Source organism: Marinifilum sp. D737 (assembly GCF_026672275.1).
Classification (GTDB): Bacteria; Bacteroidota; Bacteroidia; order Bacteroidales; family Marinifilaceae; genus Marinifilum.
Genome location: NZ_JANQCD010000026.1, coordinates 1 through 23816, shown reverse-complemented (window position 1 = coordinate 23816; position 23816 = coordinate 1). Strand labels below are relative to the sequence as shown.

The 23816-nt window shown below is 35.6% G+C and carries 20 protein-coding genes; 12 read left to right on the top strand and 8 right to left on the bottom strand.

The window, feature by feature from the left end:
* Window positions 1-10: 10 nt before the first annotated feature.
* The 4 genes from NQ163_RS14895 to mraZ all read right to left on the bottom strand — a co-directional run bounded on the left by NQ163_RS14895 (window position 11) and on the right by mraZ (window position 3944).
* Window positions 11-2128: a penicillin-binding protein gene (locus NQ163_RS14895; RefSeq protein WP_268191113.1), complete on the bottom strand. Its 2118-nt coding sequence runs from the start codon at window positions 2126-2128 to the stop codon at window positions 11-13.
* Complete coding sequence (locus tag NQ163_RS14890) at window positions 2128-2508, bottom strand: FtsL-like putative cell division protein (RefSeq protein ID WP_268191112.1); 381 nt, start codon at window positions 2506-2508, stop codon at window positions 2128-2130. The genes NQ163_RS14895 and NQ163_RS14890 overlap by 1 nt, the downstream gene beginning before the upstream one ends.
* A 1-nt stretch (window position 2509) precedes the next feature.
* Window positions 2510-3415, bottom strand: coding sequence for a 16S rRNA (cytosine(1402)-N(4))-methyltransferase RsmH (gene rsmH, locus NQ163_RS14885; RefSeq protein WP_120241707.1), 906 nt, complete (start codon window positions 3413-3415; stop codon window positions 2510-2512).
* A 64-nt stretch (window positions 3416-3479) separates the two neighbouring features.
* Complete coding sequence (gene mraZ, locus NQ163_RS14880) at window positions 3480-3944, bottom strand: division/cell wall cluster transcriptional repressor MraZ (RefSeq protein ID WP_268191111.1); 465 nt, start codon at window positions 3942-3944, stop codon at window positions 3480-3482.
* A 207-nt stretch (window positions 3945-4151) separates the two neighbouring features.
* Here mraZ and NQ163_RS14875 point away from each other — a divergent pair, with 207 nt between their 5' ends.
* Both NQ163_RS14875 and NQ163_RS14870 read left to right on the top strand, forming a co-directional pair.
* A complete protein-coding gene (locus tag NQ163_RS14875) occupies window positions 4152-4982 on the top strand; it encodes a 1-acyl-sn-glycerol-3-phosphate acyltransferase (RefSeq protein ID WP_268191110.1) in 831 nt (276 codons plus the stop codon).
* Between the two features lie 126 nt (window positions 4983-5108).
* A complete protein-coding gene (locus NQ163_RS14870) occupies window positions 5109-6089 on the top strand; it encodes a GNAT family N-acetyltransferase (RefSeq protein WP_268191109.1) in 981 nt (326 codons plus the stop codon).
* Between the two features lie 67 nt (window positions 6090-6156).
* On the opposite strand, the gene NQ163_RS14865 is transcribed toward NQ163_RS14870, so the two are convergent.
* From NQ163_RS14865 to NQ163_RS14855, 3 genes are read right to left on the bottom strand one after another with little or no spacing between them, the layout of a single operon-like run.
* Window positions 6157-8058, bottom strand: coding sequence for an amidophosphoribosyltransferase (locus NQ163_RS14865; RefSeq protein ID WP_268191108.1), 1902 nt, complete (start codon window positions 8056-8058; stop codon window positions 6157-6159).
* A 37-nt stretch (window positions 8059-8095) separates the two neighbouring features.
* A complete protein-coding gene (locus NQ163_RS14860) occupies window positions 8096-8578 on the bottom strand; it encodes a hypothetical protein (protein ID WP_268191107.1) in 483 nt (160 codons plus the stop codon).
* Window positions 8579-8628: 50 nt separating this feature from the next.
* Window positions 8629-9465 (bottom strand): universal stress protein, encoded by an 837-nt coding sequence (locus NQ163_RS14855; protein ID WP_268191106.1) that lies wholly within the window; start codon window positions 9463-9465, stop codon window positions 8629-8631.
* Window positions 9466-9884: 419 nt separating this feature from the next.
* On the opposite strand from NQ163_RS14855, the gene miaB reads away from it, so the two are divergent.
* Both miaB and NQ163_RS14845 read left to right on the top strand, forming a co-directional pair.
* Window positions 9885-11207 (top strand): tRNA (N6-isopentenyl adenosine(37)-C2)-methylthiotransferase MiaB, encoded by a 1323-nt coding sequence (gene miaB, locus NQ163_RS14850; protein ID WP_268191105.1) that lies wholly within the window; start codon window positions 9885-9887, stop codon window positions 11205-11207.
* A 66-nt stretch (window positions 11208-11273) separates the two neighbouring features.
* On the top strand, window positions 11274-11792 hold the full coding sequence (locus NQ163_RS14845; protein WP_268191104.1) for a GNAT family N-acetyltransferase: 519 nt from the start codon (window positions 11274-11276) through the stop codon (window positions 11790-11792).
* Window positions 11793-11797: 5 nt separating this feature from the next.
* On the opposite strand, the gene NQ163_RS14840 is transcribed toward NQ163_RS14845, so the two are convergent.
* A complete protein-coding gene (locus NQ163_RS14840) occupies window positions 11798-12109 on the bottom strand; it encodes an STAS domain-containing protein (protein ID WP_110362788.1) in 312 nt (103 codons plus the stop codon).
* A gap of 344 nt (window positions 12110-12453) precedes the next feature.
* Between NQ163_RS14840 and NQ163_RS14835 the strand changes: the two genes are divergently transcribed.
* From NQ163_RS14835 to NQ163_RS14800, 8 genes are all read left to right on the top strand, one after another.
* Complete coding sequence (locus NQ163_RS14835; protein ID WP_268191103.1) at window positions 12454-15651, top strand: S41 family peptidase; 3198 nt, start codon at window positions 12454-12456, stop codon at window positions 15649-15651.
* Window positions 15652-15998: 347 nt separating this feature from the next.
* The gene (locus tag NQ163_RS14830; protein ID WP_268191102.1) at window positions 15999-17273 is read left to right on the top strand and encodes a DUF2157 domain-containing protein; all 1275 of its coding nucleotides are present in this window, start codon (window positions 15999-16001) and stop codon (window positions 17271-17273) included.
* Window positions 17263-17853: a GDYXXLXY domain-containing protein gene (locus tag NQ163_RS14825; protein ID WP_268191101.1), complete on the top strand. Its 591-nt coding sequence runs from the start codon at window positions 17263-17265 to the stop codon at window positions 17851-17853. Before NQ163_RS14830 ends, NQ163_RS14825 begins: the two co-directional genes overlap by 11 nt.
* A 472-nt stretch (window positions 17854-18325) precedes the next feature.
* Window positions 18326-20110, top strand: a complete 1785-nt coding sequence (locus NQ163_RS14820; RefSeq protein ID WP_268191100.1) for a DegV family protein — start codon at window positions 18326-18328, stop codon at window positions 20108-20110.
* Between the two features lie 131 nt (window positions 20111-20241).
* Window positions 20242-21024: a DUF1295 domain-containing protein gene (locus NQ163_RS14815; protein ID WP_268191099.1), complete on the top strand. Its 783-nt coding sequence runs from the start codon at window positions 20242-20244 to the stop codon at window positions 21022-21024.
* 16 nt (window positions 21025-21040) lie between these two features.
* A complete protein-coding gene (locus NQ163_RS14810; RefSeq protein ID WP_268191098.1) occupies window positions 21041-21616 on the top strand; it encodes a peroxiredoxin in 576 nt (191 codons plus the stop codon).
* Window positions 21613-22215 carry a glycerol-3-phosphate 1-O-acyltransferase PlsY gene (gene plsY, locus NQ163_RS14805; protein ID WP_268191097.1) on the top strand — a complete coding sequence of 201 codons (603 nt, stop codon included), beginning with the start codon at window positions 21613-21615 and terminating at the stop codon, window positions 22213-22215. The genes NQ163_RS14810 and plsY overlap by 4 nt, the downstream gene beginning before the upstream one ends.
* A gap of 88 nt (window positions 22216-22303) precedes the next feature.
* Entirely contained in the window at window positions 22304-23380 is a 1077-nt protein-coding gene (locus NQ163_RS14800; RefSeq protein WP_268191096.1) for an ATP-grasp domain-containing protein, read from the top strand.
* Window positions 23381-23816: the final 436 nt, after the last annotated feature.

Sequence of the window (23816 nt, the reverse complement as noted above, 5' to 3'; positions counted from 1 at the left end):
ATCTTATTCTTTAAGATAAATCAATAGTTATTCTATCTCCCGAACGGAAATTGCTACCAGGACGCAAAGATTGTCTGGAAACAGAACCAACTCCACGTACTTGAACTCTCAATCCTACATTTTCCAATATATATAATGCATCTTGCACTCCCATTCCTTTTACATTCGGAACCAAAAAGCTCTTTATTCTTCTGTATTTGTATTCAATCACGGAGTCCTTACGAGATGTAACGACCCATTCTGTTTGAATTTTCGGGTTTGTGATATCAATATTCAAATCATCAAAAACCAAATCTAAATCTTCTTTGCTCCCGTTAAGCGAAATTGGCACTTTAGGTCCTTCCTCTTCTTCATTTTTTCTTTCCGGATGCATGGAATAGCTCATTGCATAAACCTTATCAGCAATTGATTTAAAAACCGGACCAGCAACCTGATTTCCATAAAACCCTTTCGTTTTATTTGGGCGATTAATTACTACTACACAAGAGTACATAGGATCATCAGCAGGGAAATAGCCCACAAATGATGCCTGATAAACCTTATGACCATAGCCTTTTTTGCCATCTGCAATTTGCGCTGTACCAGTTTTTCCAGCAATCTTATAATTTGAATTTCTCAAGTTCCTGGCTGTTCCTCTCAAAACTACACCTTCCAGCATATTCTGAACGGTTTCCAATGTTTGTCCTGAACAAATTTTTGATTTTAAAACTTCTTCATCAAACTTTGAGATCACTTCACCATGGTATCTAATCTCTTTTACAAACTTCGGTTTCATCATTTTACCATCATTGGCAATTGCATTGTAAAAAGTTAGCGTTTGTAATGGAGTTTGATGCACTGAATATCCTATGGACATCCATGGCAATGAAATTCCGGACCAGGTTGGATCATCAGGATATTTTATTTTTGGCGTACCTTCACCTCTAATTTCCAATCCAAGAGGTTCATTTAAACGAAAATCGTACAATCGATTAATAAATTCTCTTGGTTTATTTTTATAGTGCTCATCTACCAATCTCGAAATCCCAACATTCGAAGATTTTTCAAAAGCTTCCTGAACCGTTATCTTTCCATATCCTCCATGATGAGAATCTCTCATTTTTGCATTGTAAAAACGGTAAATTCCGTTACCAGTATCAACGGAATCCATTGGGCCAACATAACCATCTTCCAACAAAGCCATCATAGATGCCAGCTTAAAGGTTGAACCAGGTTCGGTTGCCTCCCCAATAGCATAGTTATACAACTCGCGATACTCTTTTTTCTTCTCATCATAGCCAATGTTGGCGATGGCTTTAATGGCTCCTGTTTTCACTTCCATTAAGATTGCTGATCCATGATGCGCATTATATTTGACCAACTGATGATACAAAGCCGACTCGGCCACATCCTGATAATTGACATCAATGGTTGTAATCAGATCATTTCCATCCTTGGGTTCCACCATATTTACAGGCAACCATCTTCCCGACATTTTTTGCATGATACTGACACCATCAACTCCTTTCAGCTCACTTTCAAATGCACCCTCCATGCCAACTCTACCAATCAACTTGTTGTTATCCTCTTTATTCAGGTAACCAATGGTTCTTGTGGCTAGGTTTCTATGAGGTTGTTGCCGTTTATTTTCTTGTTCACAAATTAAACCTCCTTTGTTTTTGCCCAATCGGAACAATGGAAAAGTTTTAATCACCTTAAGTTCATTGTAATTTACCTTACGGCGATTAATCAGGACATAACGGTTGGATTTTTTCTTGTATTTTGAATTCCATAAGAATCTACGATATTCATTCTTCGATTTGTCATTGAAAAATCTTGACAAACAAAGAGCTAAGGAATCAACTTTCGATTTAAATACTTCATCGGTTAAACCTGAAGCTCTAAAGTCCATTCTTATTTGATAATATGGCAAAGAAGTGGCTAAAATACGACCGTCTTCAGCACAAATATCTCCTCTATTGGCACGAACAATCACATCTCGTTGTGAGATTTTTTGAGCCTTTCCTCTCCAATAATCTCCTTCGAACAATTGTAAGGTCACAACGCGTCCTACAATCATTAATGCAAAAAGCATTACAACTGCATACACCAAACCAACTCGCCATATGATATCTTTTTTTATTGGCACTATTTATCGATGTAAATTTTTACAGGAGGTTCCGTTGATTCAGTCAAACCCAAACCTTCCTTTTGAACTCGTTTTAAAACTTCCGATTGCTTACTCATATACATTAAATCCGAAGCCGTTGTAATCGACTCGAATCTTAAATCTTTCAATTCCTTTTCAAGGCTAACCATATCTCTATAAACCTTTTCTGATTTATATCGATTACTGATATAGAAAATACCAAGACAAACCAAAAAAAGCACAAATGGCAATTGCTGAACAACTGCCGATTTAGTCAAAATACTACCGTCGATAAAATCCTTTACCGAAGCACTGGAAATCTCTTTCTGTTCTTTGGTAGGACTTATAAAATCGTTGTATTTTTTTCTAAATCTAAACATGCTATTTCAAATTTGGTTTTGCAATTCGAAGCTTGGCACTTCTTGCTCTGCCATTTCTTTCAATTTCTTCTTCGCCTGGCAAAATCACTTTCCTATTTACACTTGTCAGTGGTGTTTGAACATTGCCAAAGAAATCTTTCTCAGCTCCTCCTTCAAACTTACCATCACGTATGTAATTTTTCACCAGTCGATCCTCCAACGAGTGATAAGTTATCACTACCAATCTACCTTCAGGCTTCAATACATCCGCACACTGCTCCAGCATTTCCTTGAGAACATCCATTTCCTTGTTCACCTCAATTCTTAGTGCTTGAAACACCTGAGCCAAATATTTATGATCTTTAAACTTTGGCACACATGGAGCGATCACCTCTTTAAACTGCTGAATGGTTTCAAAATTGTTCTCTTTGCGATAATTTTCAATCAATTTCACCAACTTACCAGGATTCTTCACTTCTCCATACATTTTGAAAATCTTAAACAAATCTTCAACATCGTAATCATTAAGAATATCAGCTGCCGTAAAATCTGAACTCTGGTTCATCCTCATATCCAAATCACCATCGAAACGGAAAGAAAAACCACGCTCTGCAACATCAAATTCGTGAGAAGAAACTCCTAAATCAGCTAAAATTCCATCGATCTTCTCATACCCCAGGTACTTTACAAAGTTTTTGAAGTATCTGAAATTGTGACGAACGAAAATAAAATTTTCATCATCCGGAACATTGGCTTCAGCATCTTCATCCTGATCAAAACCGATCAATTTTCCAGTAGTTAAATGCTTCAATATTTCTCGTGAGTGACCACCTCCTCCAAAGGTTAAATCCACATAGATTCCCTCAGGATTGATTTTCAATCCCTCAATACATTCATCCAACAAAACTGGTATATGATATTCACTCATTTCTAATCTTTTAATCACTATTTAAATCAAGCGCGAAGAAAGCCAATGTTTTTCTCAAAATCAATTATAATTCAGGATTAATACTCCCTCCTAAAATCTCATTTGCCAGACTGCTAAAATCATCGTCTGACAGTGCTGGTTTTTCGTAGGCTTCAGTATCCCAAATTTCGATCTTATCATCCTGCCCGGCTAAAGTGATATCCTTTCTAAAACCTGCAAACTCAAAAAACTTTTTGGGAATTAAGATTCTTCCATTACTATCAATTTGCACCTCTGCAGTACCTCTGTAAAATTCACGCATAAAAGCAGCATGTTTTTTATTGAAGGTATTTACTCTGGCTCTAACCATCTCAATTTGCCTTTCCCATTCTTTCATCGGATACAAATCAAGACACTTGTCATGCAAGTTTTTTCTAAGCACACAACGATTCTCAGAATCTCCATTTAGAAGCTTCCGAAACGCTGAAGGCAGCAACACACGACCTTTTGCGTCTAATCTGCATTTATAATCGCCTATGAATGTTTGCATTAAAAAAACCGATTTACAATTGTAAAATTAGAGAAAAAAACTCCCACTTTCAACCACATAGTCCCACTTTTATTGTATTGTTGATAACTTTTCTTTGCTGTAACAATTATTTATTATGCAGACAGGTCTATTATGTCCTTAAAATTGGACTAACAATGCAATAAATTTGCGATATTTGCAGGTCTAAATAATCTATGCTAAACTTTTATGGAAAGTAATTCAGATAATTATTTGAAAATTGATATCGAAAAAGTATTTGCAAGCAAAAGCGAAAAGCTGGCAAAACTTCTTCCTGGTTTTATTGTGCGATATTTAAAACGTATCATTCATCAAGATGAAATCAACGATTTTCTATCGAGAAATTATCAAAAACAAGGCATTGAATTTGCCGATAGTGTTTTGGAAGAACTCGATATCAATTTCAAAGTTGAAGGGCTTGAAAATATCGATAAAAACGGAAGATATTTATTTGCCTCCAATCATCCACTTGGAGGTCCCGATGGAATTATTCTAATTAGCATATTTGGAAAAGAATTTAGCAACATCAGGTTCTTGGTAAATGATATCTTAATGAATATCAAAAACCTAAGCGATGTATTTATTCCAATAAACAAACATGGAGGACAAGCAAAAGCTGCTGCAATTTTATTAGAGAGTGCATATCAATCCGATTCTACTATCCTAACATTTCCTGCAGGTTTAGTTTCACGAAAACAAAAGGGAAAAATTGAGGATTTAGAATGGAAGAAAAGCTTTATTGCAAAAGCAATAAAGCACAAAAGAGATATTGTTCCCATACACATGGATGGCAGAAACTCTAACTTTTTCTACAATTTAGCCAATTTGAGAAAATTCTTTGGATTAAAATCTAATTTGGAAATGTTATATTTGCCAAACGAACTATTTAAGCAAAGAGGCAAAACATTTACAGTCAGAATTGGAAAGCCTGTTTCTTATAAAACTTTTGATAAGAGCTTATCGTATGATAAGTGGGCCGACAAAATGAAAAGAGAATCTTACAAACTTGCAGATCACTAAAAACGAAAATTACTTTTATCAAAAATTAAATAACATTAATATTATTTGTTTCGATTAGTGATTAATTTCATTGCCCATTAAAACCAAAAATAAAACCATCCTACTTAGGATTAACACCACTTTAGAATGAAAGAAATTATACCCCCTGTACCAAGAGAAGAGCTTGAAAAGGAGCTAACAGAAGAGAGATTTGTGCGCAAGACCAACAAGGGGTCTAATGAAATCTATTGCTTTACTCATCACGACTCGCCTAACTTAATGAAAGAGGTTGGTCGATTAAGAGAAATTACTTTTAGAAAAGCTGGTGGCGGTACCGGTAAAGAGCTTGATATCGATAAATTCGACATTGATGAAAAACCGTATCACCAATTAGTTGTTTGGGATCCTAAAGCCAAAGAAATTTTAGGTGGTTATCGTTATATTTTGTGTAGCGAAGCTCCTGTTGATGAAAATGGAGATATCTATTTGGCAACATCGAGACTTTTTAACTTCTCAGATGATTTTAAAAAGAATTATATGCCACACATGATTGAGCTTGGCCGTTCTTTTGTTCAGCCGGATTATCAATCAATTAAAAAAGGAAGAAAAAGCTTGTATGCTTTAGATAATTTATGGGATGGACTTGGTGCTTTAATTGTTGATTATCCTGAAATTAAATATTTCTTTGGCAAGGTTACCATGTATCCTGATTACAATAGAGATGCAAGAAATCACATTCTGTATTTCATGAACAAAATGTTTAATGATGTAGAAAAATTGGCCTGGCCAACTACTCCGCTTCAAACAAACATGGATGAAGAGCAATTGGCGAAAGATTTTTGCGGTGAAACTTTCGATGAGAATTATAAAATCTTATCACAAAATGTAAGAAAAAATGGAGAAAATATTCCTCCTCTTATCAATGCTTACATGGGTTTATCGCCAACGATGAAATGTTTTGGCACTGCAGTGAACACGCACTTTGGTGATGTTGAAGAAACAGGAATCATGATTACCATTGCAGATGTTTACGATCAGAAGATAGACAGACACACATCGTCATATTTATCGTTTCTAAAGATCAAATTACCTAAGAAACCAAATCTGAATATCTTCAAGAAAAAATAAAACTAAATTTTATAAAATAAAAAAGCCGATCGATTGGATCGGCTTTTCTTTTCTATTTTTTTTCTTATTAATAAGATCTCTTATCATTTCCTTCCACGTAGTTAATGAATGAAGTATTCACAACTTTGTTTCCACCAGGAGTTGGATAGTTTCCGGTAAAATACCAGTCACCATTATTCTCAGGGCAAGCTTCATGCAGATTTTCTATTGATTGATACACAATCTGTACTTCAGCTTCAATACCTTCCGGAGTAAGCAGTTCTGCAATTTTCGCTGAAATTTCCTCTGCAGTAAAAGGCTTGTAAATTTCCTTTACGTAATTCACAATCTCTTCTTTTGGAAGATTTTCCTGGGCTTTACACTTTTTGTAAGTCTCTTCAATAATACTCTCCATTCCTCGCTCCTTAAGCATGGCAATTGTTGCATTAAAGGCAATAAATTCACCCATTCTTGTCATATCTATACCATAACAGTCAGGGTAACGAATTTGCGGAGCCGAAGAAACAATAACAATCTTTTTAGGATGTAAGCGATCTAAAATTCTTAAAATACTTTTCTTAAGCGTAGTACCACGAACAATAGAGTCATCAATCACAACAAGATTATCTTCCTGATTCTTCACAACTCCATAGGTCACATCATAAACATGACCGACCAAATCATCTCTTCCTTCGTCGTTGGTAATAAAAGTTCTAAGCTTAACATCCTTAATTGCAATTTTCTCAACACGAGGCTCTACAGAAATAATTTCCTGTAATTTCTCTTCAGTCCAACTGCCATTTAAGTCGTGAATCTGCTCTTTTTTCTCTTCCATTAACTTCTGACGAACCCCTTCCATCATACCATAAAAGGCAGTTTCAGCAGTGTTTGGAATAAAAGAAAATACTGTATTCTTAATATCGTGATCTACCGAATCAAGAATTGCGGGAGTCAACAATTGGCCTAATTTCTTTCTTTCTAAATAGATATCCTTATCGCTACCTCTTGAGAAATAAATTCTTTCGAATGAACAAGATCTTCTTTTCTGAGGAACACGAACCGGAACCTCTTCTATCTTACCATCTTTCTTAATGATAACCGCATTACCAGGAGTAATTTCCTTAATGGTATTGGCACGAACATTAAATGTTGTTTGAATTACTGGTCTTTCCGAGGCAACAACAACAACTTCATCATCCTGATAATAAAATGCTGGACGAATTCCCCATGGATCGCGCATTACAAATGAATCGCCATGACCAAACATACCTCCAACTGCATAACCTCCATCCCAGGACCTACTTGCACTTGAAAGAATTTTTTGAATATCAATACTGTCTTCAATCAAAGGAGAAATCTCTCTATTTGAATATCCATCATTTTTATACTGACGGAATAACAATTGATTTTCTTCATCCAGGTAGTGACCAACTTTTTCTAAAATAGTAACTGTATCGGTATAATCTTTAGGATGCTGTCCCAAATCAACCAAAAGGTTAAAAAGTTCATCAACATTGGTAAGGTTAAAATTCCCTGCCAATACTAAATTTCTCGACTTCCAGTTGTTTTCACGCATTACAGGATGAACAAAATCAATACTGTTACGCCCGAAAGTTCCGTATCTCAAATGCCCCAAATACAATTCACCTGCAAATGGTAAGTTTTCCTTTGCCCACACAGGATCTTTAAAGCTTTCTGGATTATTCTTTTCTCCTTCACGCAATCTTCCATAAATGTTTTCGAAAACTTCTTTAATGGGTTGGTTTCCACACGATCTCTCTCTGGAAATGTACTTTTCTCCAGGACTTTGATCTAACTTCAAACCAACAACACCTGCACCTTCTTGTCCTCTATTGTGTTGTTTTTCCATCAACAAATAAAGCTTTTGAATACCATATTGCCAGGATCCATATTTTTCCTTGTAGTATTCAAGAGGTTTAAGCAGTCGGATCATTGCTATCCCGCACTCATGCTTTAATTGGTCACTCATTCTTTTATTCTTAAATGGTTATTTAGTATGTATTTTGCTATTCTATATTGTCATTAACAATTAGCTCTTTCTCTTCTTTTAATGGTTCCATTTCGGAAAACATTATCTCCGTTTTCACCGGATAACAATTTGGGTAAAATTCAGAACATGCTTTATACAATTCTATTGATTCCAGTTTTGTTCTAAAATTGCCAACACGAACTCTAAAATCAGGAGCTGTATACACTACATAGGCTCTTTCTTCTGGAAATAATTCCAAAAACTCATCTTTTATTTGGAAAGCCTTTTCTCTATCGGTGCTCCCTCCAAAAAATATCTGAATTCTATATCCTGTGAAACTTTGTTTCTGAGAATTAATGATACTATCGGTTTCAAGCAATTGATCAATTCGTTCATCTTGAAGAATATTTACTGTCCCAATTGAATCGTTCTTCGTTTCAACACTTTCATAATTCTGAGCTTTCGCAGAACCTCCAATCAACATGAAAACAAAAATTGCTATAAACCAACAATACTTCATATATGTATATTTAAAAATTATAAATAGCTTCTACATCTATAACCAATTGTCTATTTCCAATTCGGAACAGAAAGAATTGGCACTTCCGATTTATTAACCATTTGTTCTGCATAAGATCCAAAAAACATGCTAAAAGTCGTTTCGGCCTGTTCAGTCATAATGGCAATTAAATCTGCATTAATTTCTCTTGCATACTCAAGAGCGGTTGTGGTATTATTATCTCCTTTACGGATCTCTTTTACCACTTCTATATTTTTCTCATTCAAATATTCTTCAGCCTGTCTCATATAGTGTTCAATCTTTCCAACAATTGCAGCGTCGGATGATTCATGAACACCTAAAACATGAACTTTTGCACTACAAGCTTCAGCCAATTCAGCTACGTAAGGAATTTTCTTTCTGGTTTCATTACTAGCATCAAATGGCATTAAAATCGTACCCACCCCACTCTTCAATAATTCTTCACGAACCGTAATCACAGGACAACTTGCATTGCTTACCACCTTAAAAGCATTGCTTCCAATAAAAAACTCTTCAAATCCCGATGCACCATAAGCTCCCATCACAATCAAGTAAGAATCGCCATACTTTGCTTGATTTACGATCTCTCTATACACACTACCGGTTCTTATTTTAAAATCAAAAACTCCATTCTCTACTTGGTAAGCAGGCGAATGAAGTTCTATCAGTTTTTCAAAATATTCTTGAACGGTATGCACTATTTGATCCTCAAATTCATTAAAGTGAAATGGAATCTCAAATTTCTTTGATTTTTTCACATGAATCATTCTCAAATCCGTACCGAGGTGGTTTGCCAAATTAAGCGCAAACTTTAAAGCCTTGAGCGAATCACCGGAAAAATCTACTGGAACCAAAATACGTTTCATCTTTCTTAGTTTTTCATTATTCTGTGATACAAATACAGTTCCCAACTTCAATTTACATAAGCAAAATTGGCAACGACGAGAGAATTCATTTCTAAACCCGCTCAATATCAAGGCCTTTTAAAAAGCTGAATTTGCGGGATAAAAATACACAAAATTATTTAGCTACAAACACAATTTTCAATCCAAGACATTCTTAAAAAAAGAACAAAATGAATTAGAGAAAAATAAAAGCCAACACCATTAAATTTACAAATTTATCGGGGAACAAGAGACATCTATTTTTCTAACTCAAACTCAATTAATTCCTAAGCAATAGAGTTTTTATAACAATTCTAAATGATCGCATTTCCTCTTGTTAATCAATTGAGATAATGTACCTTTGCACGAAATTTTAAACTGAGGATATCAGAATGAGCGAAATGAGCAAGAAATTGTTTTTGGAGACTTACGGATGCCAAATGAATGTGGCAGACAGTGAAGTGGTTGCTGCTATTATGCAACACGATGGATTTGAGATTACCAAAACAAGAGAAGAAGCAGATGTAATTCTAGTTAATACATGTTCGGTACGTGAAAATGCTGAGCAGAGGGTTAGAGGAAGAGTTCAGGGATTTTCGGAACTTAAGAAAAAGAACCCTAAACTATTGGTAGGAGTTATTGGCTGCATGGCAGAACGTTTAGGTGATAAACTTTTTGAACAAGAGAAAAATGTAAATATTGTGGTTGGTCCAGATGCTTATATGGATTTACCTATGTTGGTAAAAAAAGCAGAAAGTGGAGAAAAAGCCATAAATATAGAATTGTCGCTAACAGAAACTTACAAAGACATTTGTCCTTCAAGAATTGATGAAACTGCTATTTCAGGATTCGTTTCAATTATGCGTGGTTGTAATAATTTCTGTACTTATTGTATTGTTCCCTACACAAGAGGTAGAGAAAGAAGCCGTAACCCGGAAAGCATTATAAAAGAGGTTAGAGATTTGGCTGAAAAAGGTTACAAAGAAGTTACCTTACTTGGACAAAATGTAAACTCTTTCAAATTTAAAAACTCGGTTTCAGAAATCAGTTTCCCAGAATTATTGGAAATGGTTGCCAAAGCAGAACCTAACATGAGAATTCGTTTTGCAACTTCGCATCCAAAAGATATGAGTGATGATACCCTAAGAGTAATCGCGAAATATTCAAATATCTGTAAACACATTCACTTGCCGGTACAATCTGGCAGTGATTCGGTTCTTAAAGACATGCGCAGAAAATATACTCGCGAATGGTACACGAACAGAATTGAAGCCATTCGTGAAATTGTACCGGATTGTGGTATTTCTACTGATATTTTCTGTGGTTTCCACAATGAAAGTGAAGAAGATTTTAAACAAACTTTAGACCTAATGAAATGGGCAAAATACGATTTGGCTTTCATGTTTAAATACTCTGAAAGACCAGGAACATTTGCCTATAAAAATCTGGAAGACAACATCCCTGAAGATGTTAAAAGTGAGCGTTTAACTCAAATGATTGAACTTCAGAATAAATTATCATTGGAAAGTAACCAAAAAGATATTGGACAAGTTTTTGAAGTTTTAGTTGAAGGTGTTTCTAAAAAATCTGAAGAAGAACTTTATGGAAGAAGCTCTCAAAATAAAGTTATTGTATTCCCAAGAAAGGATTATAAAGTTGGTGATTTTGTCCAGGTAAAAGTTACCGATTGTACTCAAGCAACATTAAGAGGAGAATCAGTATAATTTCATTGAGCCATGCAAAATGTATGGCTCATGTTTTATTCTTAAATTTATTTCAATACTTCTACCATGAAAATCTCTATCCGCCCGGAAAATAAAAATGACTACTCTACAATATCAATGGTAAATGATATGGCTTTTGGTCAGGAAGCAGAAGGTATATTGATAGAGAAATTAAGAAAGAATAAAAAATTTATAAAAGACTTGTCCTTGGTGGCATGTATGGGCAACGAAATTATTGGCCACATTCTTTTCTTTCCAATTACAATTAAGGGAAATGAAAAAGAATTCAACACTTTGGCATTAGCGCCAATGTCGGTTATTCCAGAATTGCAAGGTTTGGGAATTGGAAGCCAATTGGTTGAAAAGGGTATTGCCAAAGCAAAAAAACTAGGTCACGAATCCATAATCGTATTAGGTCACGAAAATTACTATCCTAAATTTGGTTTTAAACCAGCTAATACATTTAATATCAGCGCGCCATTCGATGTTCCCGAAAATGTATTTATGGCTTTGGAAATGGTCAAAGGTGCTTTGTCAACAGTTGAAGGAACCGTTGAATATCCAAAAGAATTTGATGAAGTTTAGTAGCTTCAGTTCTTGCCAATAGCGAATGATTCTTTCATTCCAACAAGATCTACCAATTCAATAACATCATCGGAAAGGTTCGCTAAAGAAAACAATTTCTCGTTGGCTTTGGCTAGCTCTGCAATGGCTTTTAATGCCGAAAATCCTTGCGAATCAATAAAGCTTACCCCATTTAAATCCAGCACAACTTGTTTTCCAGATTTTTCAATAAAATCAATAATTTCTTTCTTCACCATTTCAGAAATCATACTATTAATTCTGCGTGTTCCTTCTAAAGATGCAATTACAGATTGTTCTTGTATTCGAAAATTTAACATTCCAATTGATTTTTAGCTATATAATATCAAACAAAGAAAACGGAAATTCTTTAAAATCCAATTTTATCATTCTTAACGTGAGTACGATTCCAATACCATAGTACGATACCGAACATGATTTTGTTCACATTCGAACAACTTTTTTTTTCAAAACAAGATTTCAATCAATAATCCACTTAATAATCACTTCATTATGTTTTTTGGTATAGTATCTGATAAGAATGCTTTGTCAAAAATACATCAAGTCACAATTTAGAGTTTTTAAACTAGACCAATTCGTTATGATTAAAAAACTGTTTTTTCTTACAACCTTTTTAATTGCGCTAGCAAAAAGTTTACTCGGAATGGATACACCTTTATGGCTTAGGTATCCGGCAATCTCTCCAAATGGTGAAACCATTGTTTTCGAATACGGTGGCGATCTATTTACTGTTTCGGCTGAAGGTGGTGTTGCATACCCACTAACAACTAACACAGCTTACGACTACAAACCAGTATGGTCACCTGATGGTTCTACCATTGCTTTTGCATCGAACAGATTTGGGAATTTCGACATTTACAAAGTTGGTGCTAATGGAGGTACTCCTGAAAGGCTAACGTTTTATTCTGGTAGCGAATCTCCATCTTCTTTTACTCCTGATGGCAAGCACATTTTATTCTCAGCATTAATTAGCGATGATACTAAAAATGTAATGTTCCCATCTGGTGCTTTATCTGAACTTTACAGCGTACCTAGCAATGGTGGAAAAATATCACAAATTCTTACCACTCCGGCATTGGATGCCAAGTACAGCAATAATATGGAATATATTCTATATCGCGACAGTAAAGGATATGAAGATCACTGGAGAAAACATCATACATCTGCGGTAACAAGAGACATTTGGTTGTACAATACCAAAACTCAAAAACACAGCATGTTCTCTGAATTTAATGGTGAGGATTTGTATCCGGTTTTTAGTGCTGATAACAATGAGATTTACTACTTATCAGAAAAGTCAGGTAGTTTTAATGTTTGGAAAGCTCCTGTTGATAATAAATCTGAATTGACTCAAGTATCTAATTTCGATAAGCACCCTGTTAGATTCCTAAGCATTTCAAACAACAACAAACTTTGTTATTCTTACAATGGTGAGATTTACACTCAGGAAAAAGGCAAAGATCCTGTCAAGCTGAAAGTAAGTTTAACTACAGATAATAAAGAGAATGCCGTTAGTTTCGAAAGGTTAAGTGGCGGAGCCAGAGAAATGAGCGTATCTCCAAATGGCAAAGAAGTTGCTTTTATTGTTAGAGGTGAAGTGTTTGTAACCTCTGTAGAATATGGAACTACCAAAAGAATTACCAATACTCCTGAACAGGAAAGATCGGTTAGCTTTAGTCCTGATGGCAAAGCATTATTATACGCATCGGAACGAGATGGAAGTTGGAACCTATATCAAACCAAATTGGTTCGTGAGGGAGAAACTCAATTCTCAAATGCAACTACACTAAAAGAAGAAGTAATTTTAGAATCTCCTGCTGCAACTTTCCAACCTAAATTCTCTCCAGATGGAAAAGAGGTGGCTTTCCTTGAAGAAAGAGTAATTCTTAAAGTGATAAATCTGAAAACAAAGAAAGTTCGCGAAATTTTAGGCAAAAAATACAACTACTCATACTCTGATGGCGATCAGCATTACGATTGGTCGAACGATGGAAAATGGTTCTTGGTTGACTTTTATCCTCATACCATTTTTATGTCGGATGTAGCAATTGTAGATGCTCAAGGCAATGGCAAGATGATCAATATTACCGAAAGTGGTTATAGCGATTCAAATGCGAAATGGTCGCTTAAAGGCAATGCAATGATATGGTTCACCGACCGCAGGGGTTATCGTTCTCATGGTAGCTGGGGTTCTCAATCAGATGTTTACATACAGTTCTTCAATCAGAAAGCATTAGATGATTTCAAACTTTCGAAAGAAGAGAAGGAACTGGTGAAAGAGGAAGAAAAAGCGAAAAAGGAAAGTAAAAAAGAAGAAGAGTCTGATAAAAAAGACAAGAAGGATAAAAAAGACAAAAAAGATAAGAAGGATGATGAAAAGACTCCTCTTGACATTGAATTCTCAGGAATGGAGGATCGTCAGATTTGTCTAACCATAAATCCATCGAACCTATCGGATGCAATTTTAACTCCTGATGGAAAAAAATTATTCTACCTAAGTAAATTCGAAGATGGATATGACCTTTGGGTTAACGATTTAGAAGAAAAATCGACTAAAAAGGTACTAGATTTGAAAGGTGGCGGTGGAGCTATGCAGTTCGATAAAGATGCGAAGAATTTATTCCTAATGTCAGGCAGAAGTATTATTAAAGTAGATGTAGCTTCGAATAAGCGCAAAAACATCAGTTACGCTGCCGAGATGTATCTTGATAAATCAAAGGAAAGAGAATACATGTTCAACCATGTTTGGACAACCATGAAGAAAAAATTCTACGATCCCGAGATGCATCAGCTTGACTGGGAATTTTACAAGTCGGAATACGAAAAGTTTTTACCGCACATTAATAACAATTTCGATTTTGCAGAAATGCTAAGTGAATTGTTGGGAGAATTAAATGCCTCTCATACAGGTTCTGGATACCGTCACAGCTCAAAAAATGCAGATAGAACTGCAAAACTTGGTGCATTCTACGATTGGAATTATGAAGGTGATGGATTACGCATTGCTGAAATCCTGGAAAAAGGACCTTTAAACCTAGCTGATTCTAAAATTAAGGCAGGTGTAATCATCGAAAAAATTGATGGTGTTGCAATCACAAAGAATAAGAGTCATTATCCAATGCTTAACCACAAAGCTGGTAAAAAGGTATTATTGAGCTTATATAGTCCTTATACAAAAGAGCGCTGGGAAGAAGTTGTAAAACCTGTTTCAAGTGTTAGGACATTGCTTTACGAACGTTGGGTAAAAAGTCGTCAAGAAGAGGTTAAACGCTTATCTGATGGTAAAATTGGATATGTTCATGTTCAAGGTATGAACTCTCCAAGCTATCGCAAAATCTACTCTGAAATGTTGGGCAAATACGGTACTTGCGATGCAATTATTGTTGATACCAGATTTAACGGTGGAGGTTGGTTACACGATGATCTTGTTACCTTATTGAGTGGTCAAATCTATTCAACTTTATCACCTCGAGGGCAAGACTTTGGTACAGAGCCAATGTTCAAATGGAAGAAACCATCAGCTGTTTTAACCGGTGAAGGAAATTACTCTGATGCATGTGCATTCCCATATGCCTATCAAACTTTAAAAATTGGCAAGTTAATTGGTATGCCTGTACCAGGTACAATGACTGCCGTTTGGTGGGAAACTTTACAAGACAGAAGCTTGTATTTTGGAATGCCTATGGTTGGTGTAAAAGATATGAAAGGAAAATACATCGAGAACCAACAAATTGAACCTGACATTAAAGTTCGCAACGATTACGAAATGGTAATTCAAGGACGTGATCAACAACTTGAAAAAGCTGTGGAGCATCTACTTGAAGAAATTAACAAAAATTAGTCTGTGTAGTCAAGATACCCCGAAAAGCACGGCTCACATAGGGTTTGTGCTTTCGGGAAATCTTAATTGTCTGCAAAAAATAAGAGGCAAAGCTCAATACTTCTCATTTCACCTCAAATGATTTGAGCTTTGTCCTCGCTTTAAATGGACAACAACAAATACACCCCCTTCCAAAGGAAACTCACCTTGGAAGAGTCTGTTCCTCCCTCCTCTTCTATACATTGAACAGACAAAATAAAACCGAAAATTGCACAGCATAGGGGCACCGCAATTTTCGGTTTTTTATTAATTGTTTTCACTAAAAGTATAATATGATTAGATTTGTTTTAAATCCAATCCTATTAATTATGAGTATTCTCAGAGAAATACCTAAGCTTGTTGAAGCAAATGTCATTTCGCAAAGTACAGCTGATGACATTATTCTCTATTACACTTCAAAGAAGCAAGCATCCCCAAACAAACTTCTGGTAATTTTTGGAACTTTAGGTGCAATTTTAATCGGATTGGGCATCATTTTAATTGTTGCTCACAATTGGGATAATTTTGCAAGACCACTAAAAACAAGTTTGGCATTGTTCCCTCTCATCATTGGACAAGCAGCCTGCGGGTTTACTATCCTAAAGAAGAAAAATTCACAAGCCTGGAGAGAAGCAAGTGTAAGTTTTTTATTCTTTGCACTGGGATCCTGCATTTCTCTCATTAGCCAGATCTATAATATTCCCGGAGAACTTGGATCATTTCTTTTTATTTGGATGATTCTATTTCTTCCAATTCCTTTTGTTATGAGTTCTTCAATAGGATCCCTATTATTTTTAACAGGAAGTTCATTTTATGCAATAAATGTAGGATATTGGGAGCATACTGAAACCATCCCTTATTGGTACATTCTATTTATAGGTACTACTATATTTTTCTACCTAAATCAGAAAAAGCAAAATCCTGAAAGCAACAGCATTTCTTTTCACAATTGGATGATTCCCCTTTCGCTTACCATTTGCCTGGGCACTTTCGCTGATAGTCATGAAGAAATCATGTTCTTAGCCTACATGAGTTTGTTTGGCATTTTCACTTTAGTGGGTAGCAAAGATTTTTACACCAGGAAATCCGCCATAAGCAATGGATTTAAAATAATTGGTTGGATTGGCAGTATTGTAATCCTTCTTATTTTAAGTTTCGATGATATGTGGGTAGATATCAGGAGAGAAATTTACGATAATGCCAGTTTGCAATATGCTCCGGAAGTTTATTCTACTTTCATAACTTCAATAATTGCAATATTTCTTGCTTACCAAAACTGGGCGAAAAATAAGCTTAAAACAAATGAGATATTATTTTTTGTATTGATACTGATTTTCTTGCTAAGTTCTCATACTTCTTTCGCATTTATCTTGGTCAATATTCTTGTTTTTGCACTAGGTTTAATAACTATTATTTCGGGAACCATACAAAGAAATTTAAAGTCAATGAACTCTGGTTTGCTCATTATTACAGCTTTGATCATCTGCCGATTTTTCGATACCGATTTAAGTTTTGTAGTGAGAGGCATTCTTTTCCTTTCAATTGGATTTGGATTCTTTATTGCCAATTATCAATTATTAAAGATGAAAAAACATGATGCATAAGAAAATCATATTCCCAATATTCATTGTAATTGCACTAATTCAATTAAGTATTCCTGTTAAAAGCATTTACGATCAGGAGCAAATCCTTTCTCATGGAAAAGAATTTAAATTTCAAACGGCTCCTGTCGATCCAAATGATCCTTTTAGGGGAAAGTACATTGCTCTCCGATTTAAAGAAAATGCAATTAGAGTGAGCAGTTACGAGGATTGGGCAAAAGGACAGGACGTGTTTGTCGTCATTACAGAAAATAAAGAAGGATTTGCAAGTCCCCTGCGCGCTTTGTTAAAAGAACCTACGAATGAGAAACATTATCTGACTGCCAAAATTCAAAATGTAAAAACAAATAAAGACCAATTCAATCATATCATTGATAAAGAAATTACAATTCAGTATCCTTTTAACAGGTACTATATGGAGGAAACAAAAGCCAAAGCAGCTGAAGATCTTTATCGAAAATCAACAACAGACAGCAAAACTTCAACTTATGCATTGGTAAACCTAAAAAACGGGAAAGCAACTCTTAAAGATGTAATGATAAACGATACTTCTATAAAAGATGCGGTAAATGACTTCAAATAAGCATCCTATTTTTTTAAAATCGCATAAGCATTAAATTTTGCATTAGCTCTAAAGGAATCTGTCTGTTAGTGACAGCTTCCTTTCTTTTTGTCTACTCACTTGCATTTGCGATTTCGATCGAATATGAGTTTGCCCTTGTGACAAACATCACATAACAAAGCTCATTCACTTGAACAGGTAAAGGAATCGTAATGTTTACAGTATAATCTTCGTCGAAGATTCATAATTTTTTCGTCGAGAAATATTACACTCTTCGTCGAAGATTGTAATATCTCTCGACGAAAAATGACACCTGATCCATACCTATGGTGTTGTAAGAAATAATAAACCGACTTGTGCAAACTAATGTATCAAAAGGTAATTAGCTTGTTAATTCGATATTAAACTTTTCGGTCGATACAATTGTTTATAGCCAAGTATTTTTCAAAATGCAATAATATAAGTACCTTAAAGTCAATCTTAAGAATCATATATGAATCCCATGCAAAATATCGATGGTCGTTACCTCTACTTCGCTTTTCTTGCGGGCGCCAATAAGTTGATAAAAAACTTAAATGAGCTGAATCGTATTAATGTTTATCCTGTTGCCGATAAGGATACAGGCAGCAATATGGCATCTACCATGCGATCGGTAATGGATCGGATTTCGCCCAATGTATCCTACAAATTCATGGTCGATCAGATTGCAGAAGCAGCACAGGTAGGCGCAAGAGGGAATTCAGGAATCATCATGGCCCAGTTCCTGTACGGATTAAGCAGTGAAACATCAGAGAAAAAGAGCATCAGCTTCTTAGAATTTGTCGAAAGTGTTCAATCTTCTATTCCATACATCTATGAATCGATAGGTACACCAGTTGAAGGAACCATGCTCACGGTAATTAAAGACTGGTCGGAATTTCTCTATTCGAAACGAAAGCAACTGGAAGAGTTCAAACAAGTTCTGAATGAATCCATGCAAGTACTGGAAACATCGCTTAAAAGAACTACCGATCAGCTGGCAGTTTTAAAAAAGCACAACATTGTAGATGCAGGAGCAAAAGGTTTTGTGGTATTTATTGAGGGTGTTATGGATTTTGTGAATCATGGCATTATCGATAGAATAAAGTCGCCTAATTTCATTCCTTCTGCCAATGCTGTCATTGATCATTTGGAAGATATCAATTATCGATATTGCACTGAAGCCATTCTTAAAGAACCGTCTATTTCCTTAAAAGAAATCAAAGAGATTTTAAATAAAAATGGCGATTCTGTAGTGATAAATGGAGGAAAAACCTCTTGCAGAGTTCATGTACATACCAACAATCCATCGGAACTTTTTCATCAATTGGAAAACTTTGCCATCATCAATTCTCCAAAGGTTGACGATATGCTAAGGCAGAGTGAAATCAGCAAAAATCAAAAATGGAAAATTGGGATTGTAAGCGATTCAACCTGCGATCTGCCTCAGGAAATCATCGATTCTTACCAGGTGAATGTAATGCCTTTGCATCTCTCTTTTGGCGACAGTCAATATCTCGATGGGGTAACCCTTAAAGCCAGAGAGTTTTATGAGCTTTTAGATAAATCGGAACACTTTCCTACAACCTCTCAAATTAATGAATATACTTTTGTAAACACCTATTCCCAGATGGCTCAAAACTATGATGCCATCATCTCCATTCATTTGTCTGAGAAATTCAGTGGTACCTTCCGCAGTGCTCAAAAAGCAGCCGAAAGGGTACAAAAAGAACTCAACATTCCCATACATGTTATCAATTCTCGTAATGTATCTGGTGGATTAGGTCTGGCAGTTTTGCGTATCGCGAAAGCGATTGAGCAAGGAGAAAACATGGAAACAATTCTTTCCCAGCTAGATTCGTGGTTGAATAAAACCAAGATATTTGTGAGTGTAAAAAACTTAACTGCCATGATTAAAGGAGGTCGTGTTCCTCCTGCAGTGGGAAAACTTGCAATGTTTCTAAGAATTAATCCAATTGTATCACTCAACGAATTGGGAGAATCTAAATTATTTGGACAAGCCATTGGTCAGAAAGCCAATATCAATAAAGTCATTAAGCATGTTCTGAATCTGAAGAAAGATCAAAAAATCTGGAACTATATCATTCTGCACGCCAACAGTCATGAGGTGGCCAAAAAATACGGCGACCGTTTGAATGATCTCTTGGGCAAAGCTCCGATTGAAGTGATCAACATTTCGCCAGTTATTGGGATGAATGCAGGAGAAGGAACTGTTGCTGTTGCCCTTCAATTCGAATAGATCTCCCCTTGCCCTGATCATCTCATTCGGAGTGAGGATATCAAAACCTTATTGTATTGAAAATTCAGAAAATGGAATAGAACATTTTTTATTACCAAATTGTTTTACACATGAACAATTAGCTTAAAATTATGGTTTTATATCTCAATGCAAGCATCCTAATTATCGTATTGGTAACATTACTATGGATGTATAGTGTATACATTAAAAATGCCAGTATCGTAGATATTTTCTGGGGATTTGGTTTTGTTGTAATCGGAACTTACCTGTTTTTTACAGCCGATAAATTGTTTCTGCGCCAAATCATTTTATTTGTTTTGGTTTCCATTTGGGGATTGCGCCTCACCATCCATTTATTCATTCGGAACGTAGGCAAACCCGAAGATTTCAGATATCAAAAATTCAGGAAAGATTACGGGGAACACCGCTATTGGTGGTTTAGTTATTTCCAGGTTTTCCTTTTACAGGGAGTATTAATGTTAATGATTGCCTCTCCTTTGTTTGGTGTTTATATTGCAGAAGAAAATACTCCTTTAAATGTGTTTGATTTTGTGGCTATGGCAGTCTGGATTATCGGAATCAGTTTCGAAGCAGGTGGTGATTACCAATTGACCAAATTTAGAAAACAAAGAAAAAACAAGAATGAAGTGCTCTCATCAGGTTTCTGGAAATATACCAGGCATCCCAATTATTTTGGTGATGCAGCTGTGTGGTGGAGTTATGCGCTATTTGCCATTGCAGCCCAACAATACTGGTTTGTTTTAGGTTCCTTGTTAATGACTTACCTCATCATTAAAATATCGGGTGTTGCCATGTTGGAAAGAACACTTACAAGCGATAAACCTGCATACAAGGATTATGTAGAGAGAACCAGTGCCTTTTTCCCATGGTTTCCTAAAAAGCAAGTGCAATAAATCAAATGGCCTTATCATGTTACAAAAAGCAATACAAAATCATTCCAACCAATTTCTTTGGGATCTGCACATAAAGACATTAATTTTAATACTCACAATTATTTTTCCTTTTTCGGCAATGGCAGACAAATCAAAAGAATTACAGGTAGGTGATCAAATTCCGGTTTTTCAACTTCAAAACCAGGATGGAGAACTCATCAATATCAAGAATTTTATTGGAAAGCAAAATCTGGTAATCTATTTCTACCCAAAAGATGATACGCCAGGCTGTACAAAGCAGGCATGTAGTTTTCGTGATCAGTACGAAGATTTTAATGATTTAAACGCAGAAGTTTTTGGCATCAGTGGTCAATCGGTTAGCAGTCATAAGGAGTTTGCAGAAAAACACAAGCTGAACTTCAACCTTCTGTGCGATGTAAACAATACGGTTCGCAAACAATTTGGGGTACCCACCAACTTTTTTGGCCTTTTACCGGGAAGAGTTACCTATGTTGTTGACCGATCGGGGAAAATTGTTCATATCTTTAATTCACAGTTTCGAGCTACGGAGCACATTGATCAGGCCAAAAACATTTTAAAACAACTTGAATGACATTCTTTTGGGACTACTTACTAATTCTGACAGCTTATATGCTTGGATCTTTCCCTGCAGGATATGTCTATACCAAAATCTCAACCGGAAAAGACATTCGTAATTTCGGGAGTGGCAACATTGGTTCTACCAATGTAAAAAGAATCGCAGGCAGCAAAATTTCGATATACACACAAATTACCGATATGGTCAAGGGATTATTGCCTGTCTTCTTTGTCCTTCTCATCCAAGAATATCAATTCCTCACAATTTCCCCTTCGCTAATTTACTTTGTAGCACTGGCTGCAATACTTGGTCACAATTTTAGTTTTCTTCTAAAGTTTAAGGGCGGAAAGGGTGTTAATACGACTCTGGGGGCTTCAGTTCTAATCGCACCCATATCTGTTTTCATCTCGGTAGCAGTTTATTTTATTGTGAAAAAAGGCTTTAAGTTTGTTTCCCTAGGCTCATTGGCAATTGCGGTTTGCCTTCCTCTTTCGGCCTACTTTCTGGGACACGATCAAAATATAATCCTTTATTTATTGACTTGTTCCCTATTCATATTTATAAGACATACTGCAAATATCAAACGACTTTTTAAAGGAACCGAGTTGAGTTGAGATCACTCCTCAATTTAGGATCTACACATCTTTTATTTTACATTGAACGTTGCAGTTTTCTGTGATATTTACTACCTTAACTCATAGGATGACCACCAACGTACTACTAATAGATGATTATGGAGGCCCATATTTATTGGACACCATTCGCTGCCTGAGTTATGAACAGGCTGTTAATATCTTTGTGGTTTCTCCCGAAAAGAAAACTTATTTCAATACCATTCCCTATTCGAGATATGTAACCAAATATCAATATCTAAAGTCTTCGGATCCAAAAGAGATCATTCAAGAAATAAGTGCTTTGGAAAAGAAATGGGATATTAATATGATTCTACCTGTTAAGTTCTCTAACTATCAATTTATAACAAAGTACAGAAGGCTATTTAATGGTTCGGTTTTTCCACCAATGCCTACCCAAAGTACATTTGCTACCGTTACCAATAAGTTTTTTCTTGCAGAGTTTTTAGTAAACAATTCTTTTCCAAGTCCTAAAACTAAAGAAATATCAGGCGACAATATTCAGCAGTTTAATTTTCCATTACTTCTTAAACCTAGAACTGATTTCGAGGAGAACAGAATTATGGAATGTAAGTCGAGAGAAGAATACGAAGAAAAAATCAGCAATATTGATTTTAAAGCAGATGACTATGTGATTCAGGAAAAGTTGAACGGAGAAGATATTGATATCAGTTTACTTGCTGAAAATGGTGAAATTCTAGCCTATACCATCCAAAAGGGTTTGGTACGCGAAGCCTACTCTTTTGCTACAGGGATAGAATTCCTGGAAGATCAAAAACTATTGGATGCAACCAAGGCCATAGTCAAGCAACTTAATTGGAGTGGGATTGCTCATTTGGATTTTATTTACCGAAAGGAAACAGATTCCTATTTGCTTATTGATTTCAATCCAAGAATGTGGAGTACATTGATAGGTTCATTGTATGCCGGAGTTAATTTTCCAGGTTTAATGATTTCCCGGGCACATCATAAAGAAATTAGTTTTGAAGGATACCAAAAAACCAAATTTTACCTGGCCAAAGCAGCTCTGCAAAGCAAAAGTTTCTCTGTACTTAAAACCTCATCCTGGCAATACATTGTAAAAGATCCATTGCCAGAAATTGCAAAAGGAATTGCAAGAATATTTTACCAGTCAAGGGGTGACTGATTTGCAAGATGCTTAATAGTCACCCTTTGACTTTTAGGGATTTTGTCATGGGATGACTAATCTAAAAGATCTAAATACCAGTCAAGGGGTGACTGATTTGCAAGATGCTTATTAGTCACCCTTTGACTTTTAGGGATTTTGTCATGGGATGACTAATCTAAAAGATCTAAATACCAGTCAAGGGGTGACTAATTTACAAGATGCTTAATAGTCACCCTTTGACTTTTTGATTTTGTCACGGGATGGCTAACCTAGAAGATGTACCAGTCAAGGGGTGATTAATTTACAAGATGCTTATTAGTCACCCTTTGACTTTTTGATTTTGTCACGGGATGGCTAACCTAGAAGATGTACCAGTCAAGGGGTGACTAATTTACAAGATGCTTATTAGTCACCCTTTGAATTTTTGATTTTGTCACGGGATGACTAAACTAGA

What these genes read in the sequence shown, in the direction of transcription:
- NQ163_RS14890 (WP_268191112.1), bottom strand. Translation starts at nt 2,508, where the DNA reads ATGTTTAGATTTAGAAAAAAATACAACGATTTTATAAGTCCTACCAAA.
- rsmH (WP_120241707.1), bottom strand. Translation starts at nt 3,415, where the DNA reads ATGAGTGAATATCATATACCAGTTTTGTTGGATGAATGTATTGAGGGA.
- mraZ (WP_268191111.1), bottom strand. Translation starts at nt 3,944, where the DNA reads ATGCAAACATTCATAGGCGATTATAAATGCAGATTAGACGCAAAAGGT.
- NQ163_RS14875 (WP_268191110.1), top strand. Translation starts at nt 4,152, where the DNA reads ATGGAAAGTAATTCAGATAATTATTTGAAAATTGATATCGAAAAAGTA.
- NQ163_RS14870 (WP_268191109.1), top strand. Translation starts at nt 5,109, where the DNA reads ATGAAAGAAATTATACCCCCTGTACCAAGAGAAGAGCTTGAAAAGGAG.
- NQ163_RS14865 (WP_268191108.1), bottom strand. Translation starts at nt 8,058, where the DNA reads ATGAGTGACCAATTAAAGCATGAGTGCGGGATAGCAATGATCCGACTG.
- NQ163_RS14860 (WP_268191107.1), bottom strand. Translation starts at nt 8,578, where the DNA reads ATGAAGTATTGTTGGTTTATAGCAATTTTTGTTTTCATGTTGATTGGA.
- NQ163_RS14855 (WP_268191106.1), bottom strand. Translation starts at nt 9,465, where the DNA reads ATGAAACGTATTTTGGTTCCAGTAGATTTTTCCGGTGATTCGCTCAAG.
- miaB (WP_268191105.1), top strand. Translation starts at nt 9,885, where the DNA reads ATGAGCAAGAAATTGTTTTTGGAGACTTACGGATGCCAAATGAATGTG.
- NQ163_RS14845 (WP_268191104.1), top strand. Translation starts at nt 11,274, where the DNA reads ATGAAAATCTCTATCCGCCCGGAAAATAAAAATGACTACTCTACAATA.
- NQ163_RS14840 (WP_110362788.1), bottom strand. Translation starts at nt 12,109, where the DNA reads ATGTTAAATTTTCGAATACAAGAACAATCTGTAATTGCATCTTTAGAA.
- NQ163_RS14835 (WP_268191103.1), top strand. Translation starts at nt 12,454, where the DNA reads ATGGATACACCTTTATGGCTTAGGTATCCGGCAATCTCTCCAAATGGT.
- NQ163_RS14830 (WP_268191102.1), top strand. Translation starts at nt 15,999, where the DNA reads ATGAGTATTCTCAGAGAAATACCTAAGCTTGTTGAAGCAAATGTCATT.
- NQ163_RS14825 (WP_268191101.1), top strand. Translation starts at nt 17,263, where the DNA reads ATGATGCATAAGAAAATCATATTCCCAATATTCATTGTAATTGCACTA.
- NQ163_RS14820 (WP_268191100.1), top strand. Translation starts at nt 18,326, where the DNA reads ATGAATCCCATGCAAAATATCGATGGTCGTTACCTCTACTTCGCTTTT.
- NQ163_RS14815 (WP_268191099.1), top strand. Translation starts at nt 20,242, where the DNA reads ATGGTTTTATATCTCAATGCAAGCATCCTAATTATCGTATTGGTAACA.
- NQ163_RS14810 (WP_268191098.1), top strand. Translation starts at nt 21,041, where the DNA reads ATGTTACAAAAAGCAATACAAAATCATTCCAACCAATTTCTTTGGGAT.
- plsY (WP_268191097.1), top strand. Translation starts at nt 21,613, where the DNA reads ATGACATTCTTTTGGGACTACTTACTAATTCTGACAGCTTATATGCTT.
- NQ163_RS14800 (WP_268191096.1), top strand. Translation starts at nt 22,304, where the DNA reads ATGACCACCAACGTACTACTAATAGATGATTATGGAGGCCCATATTTA.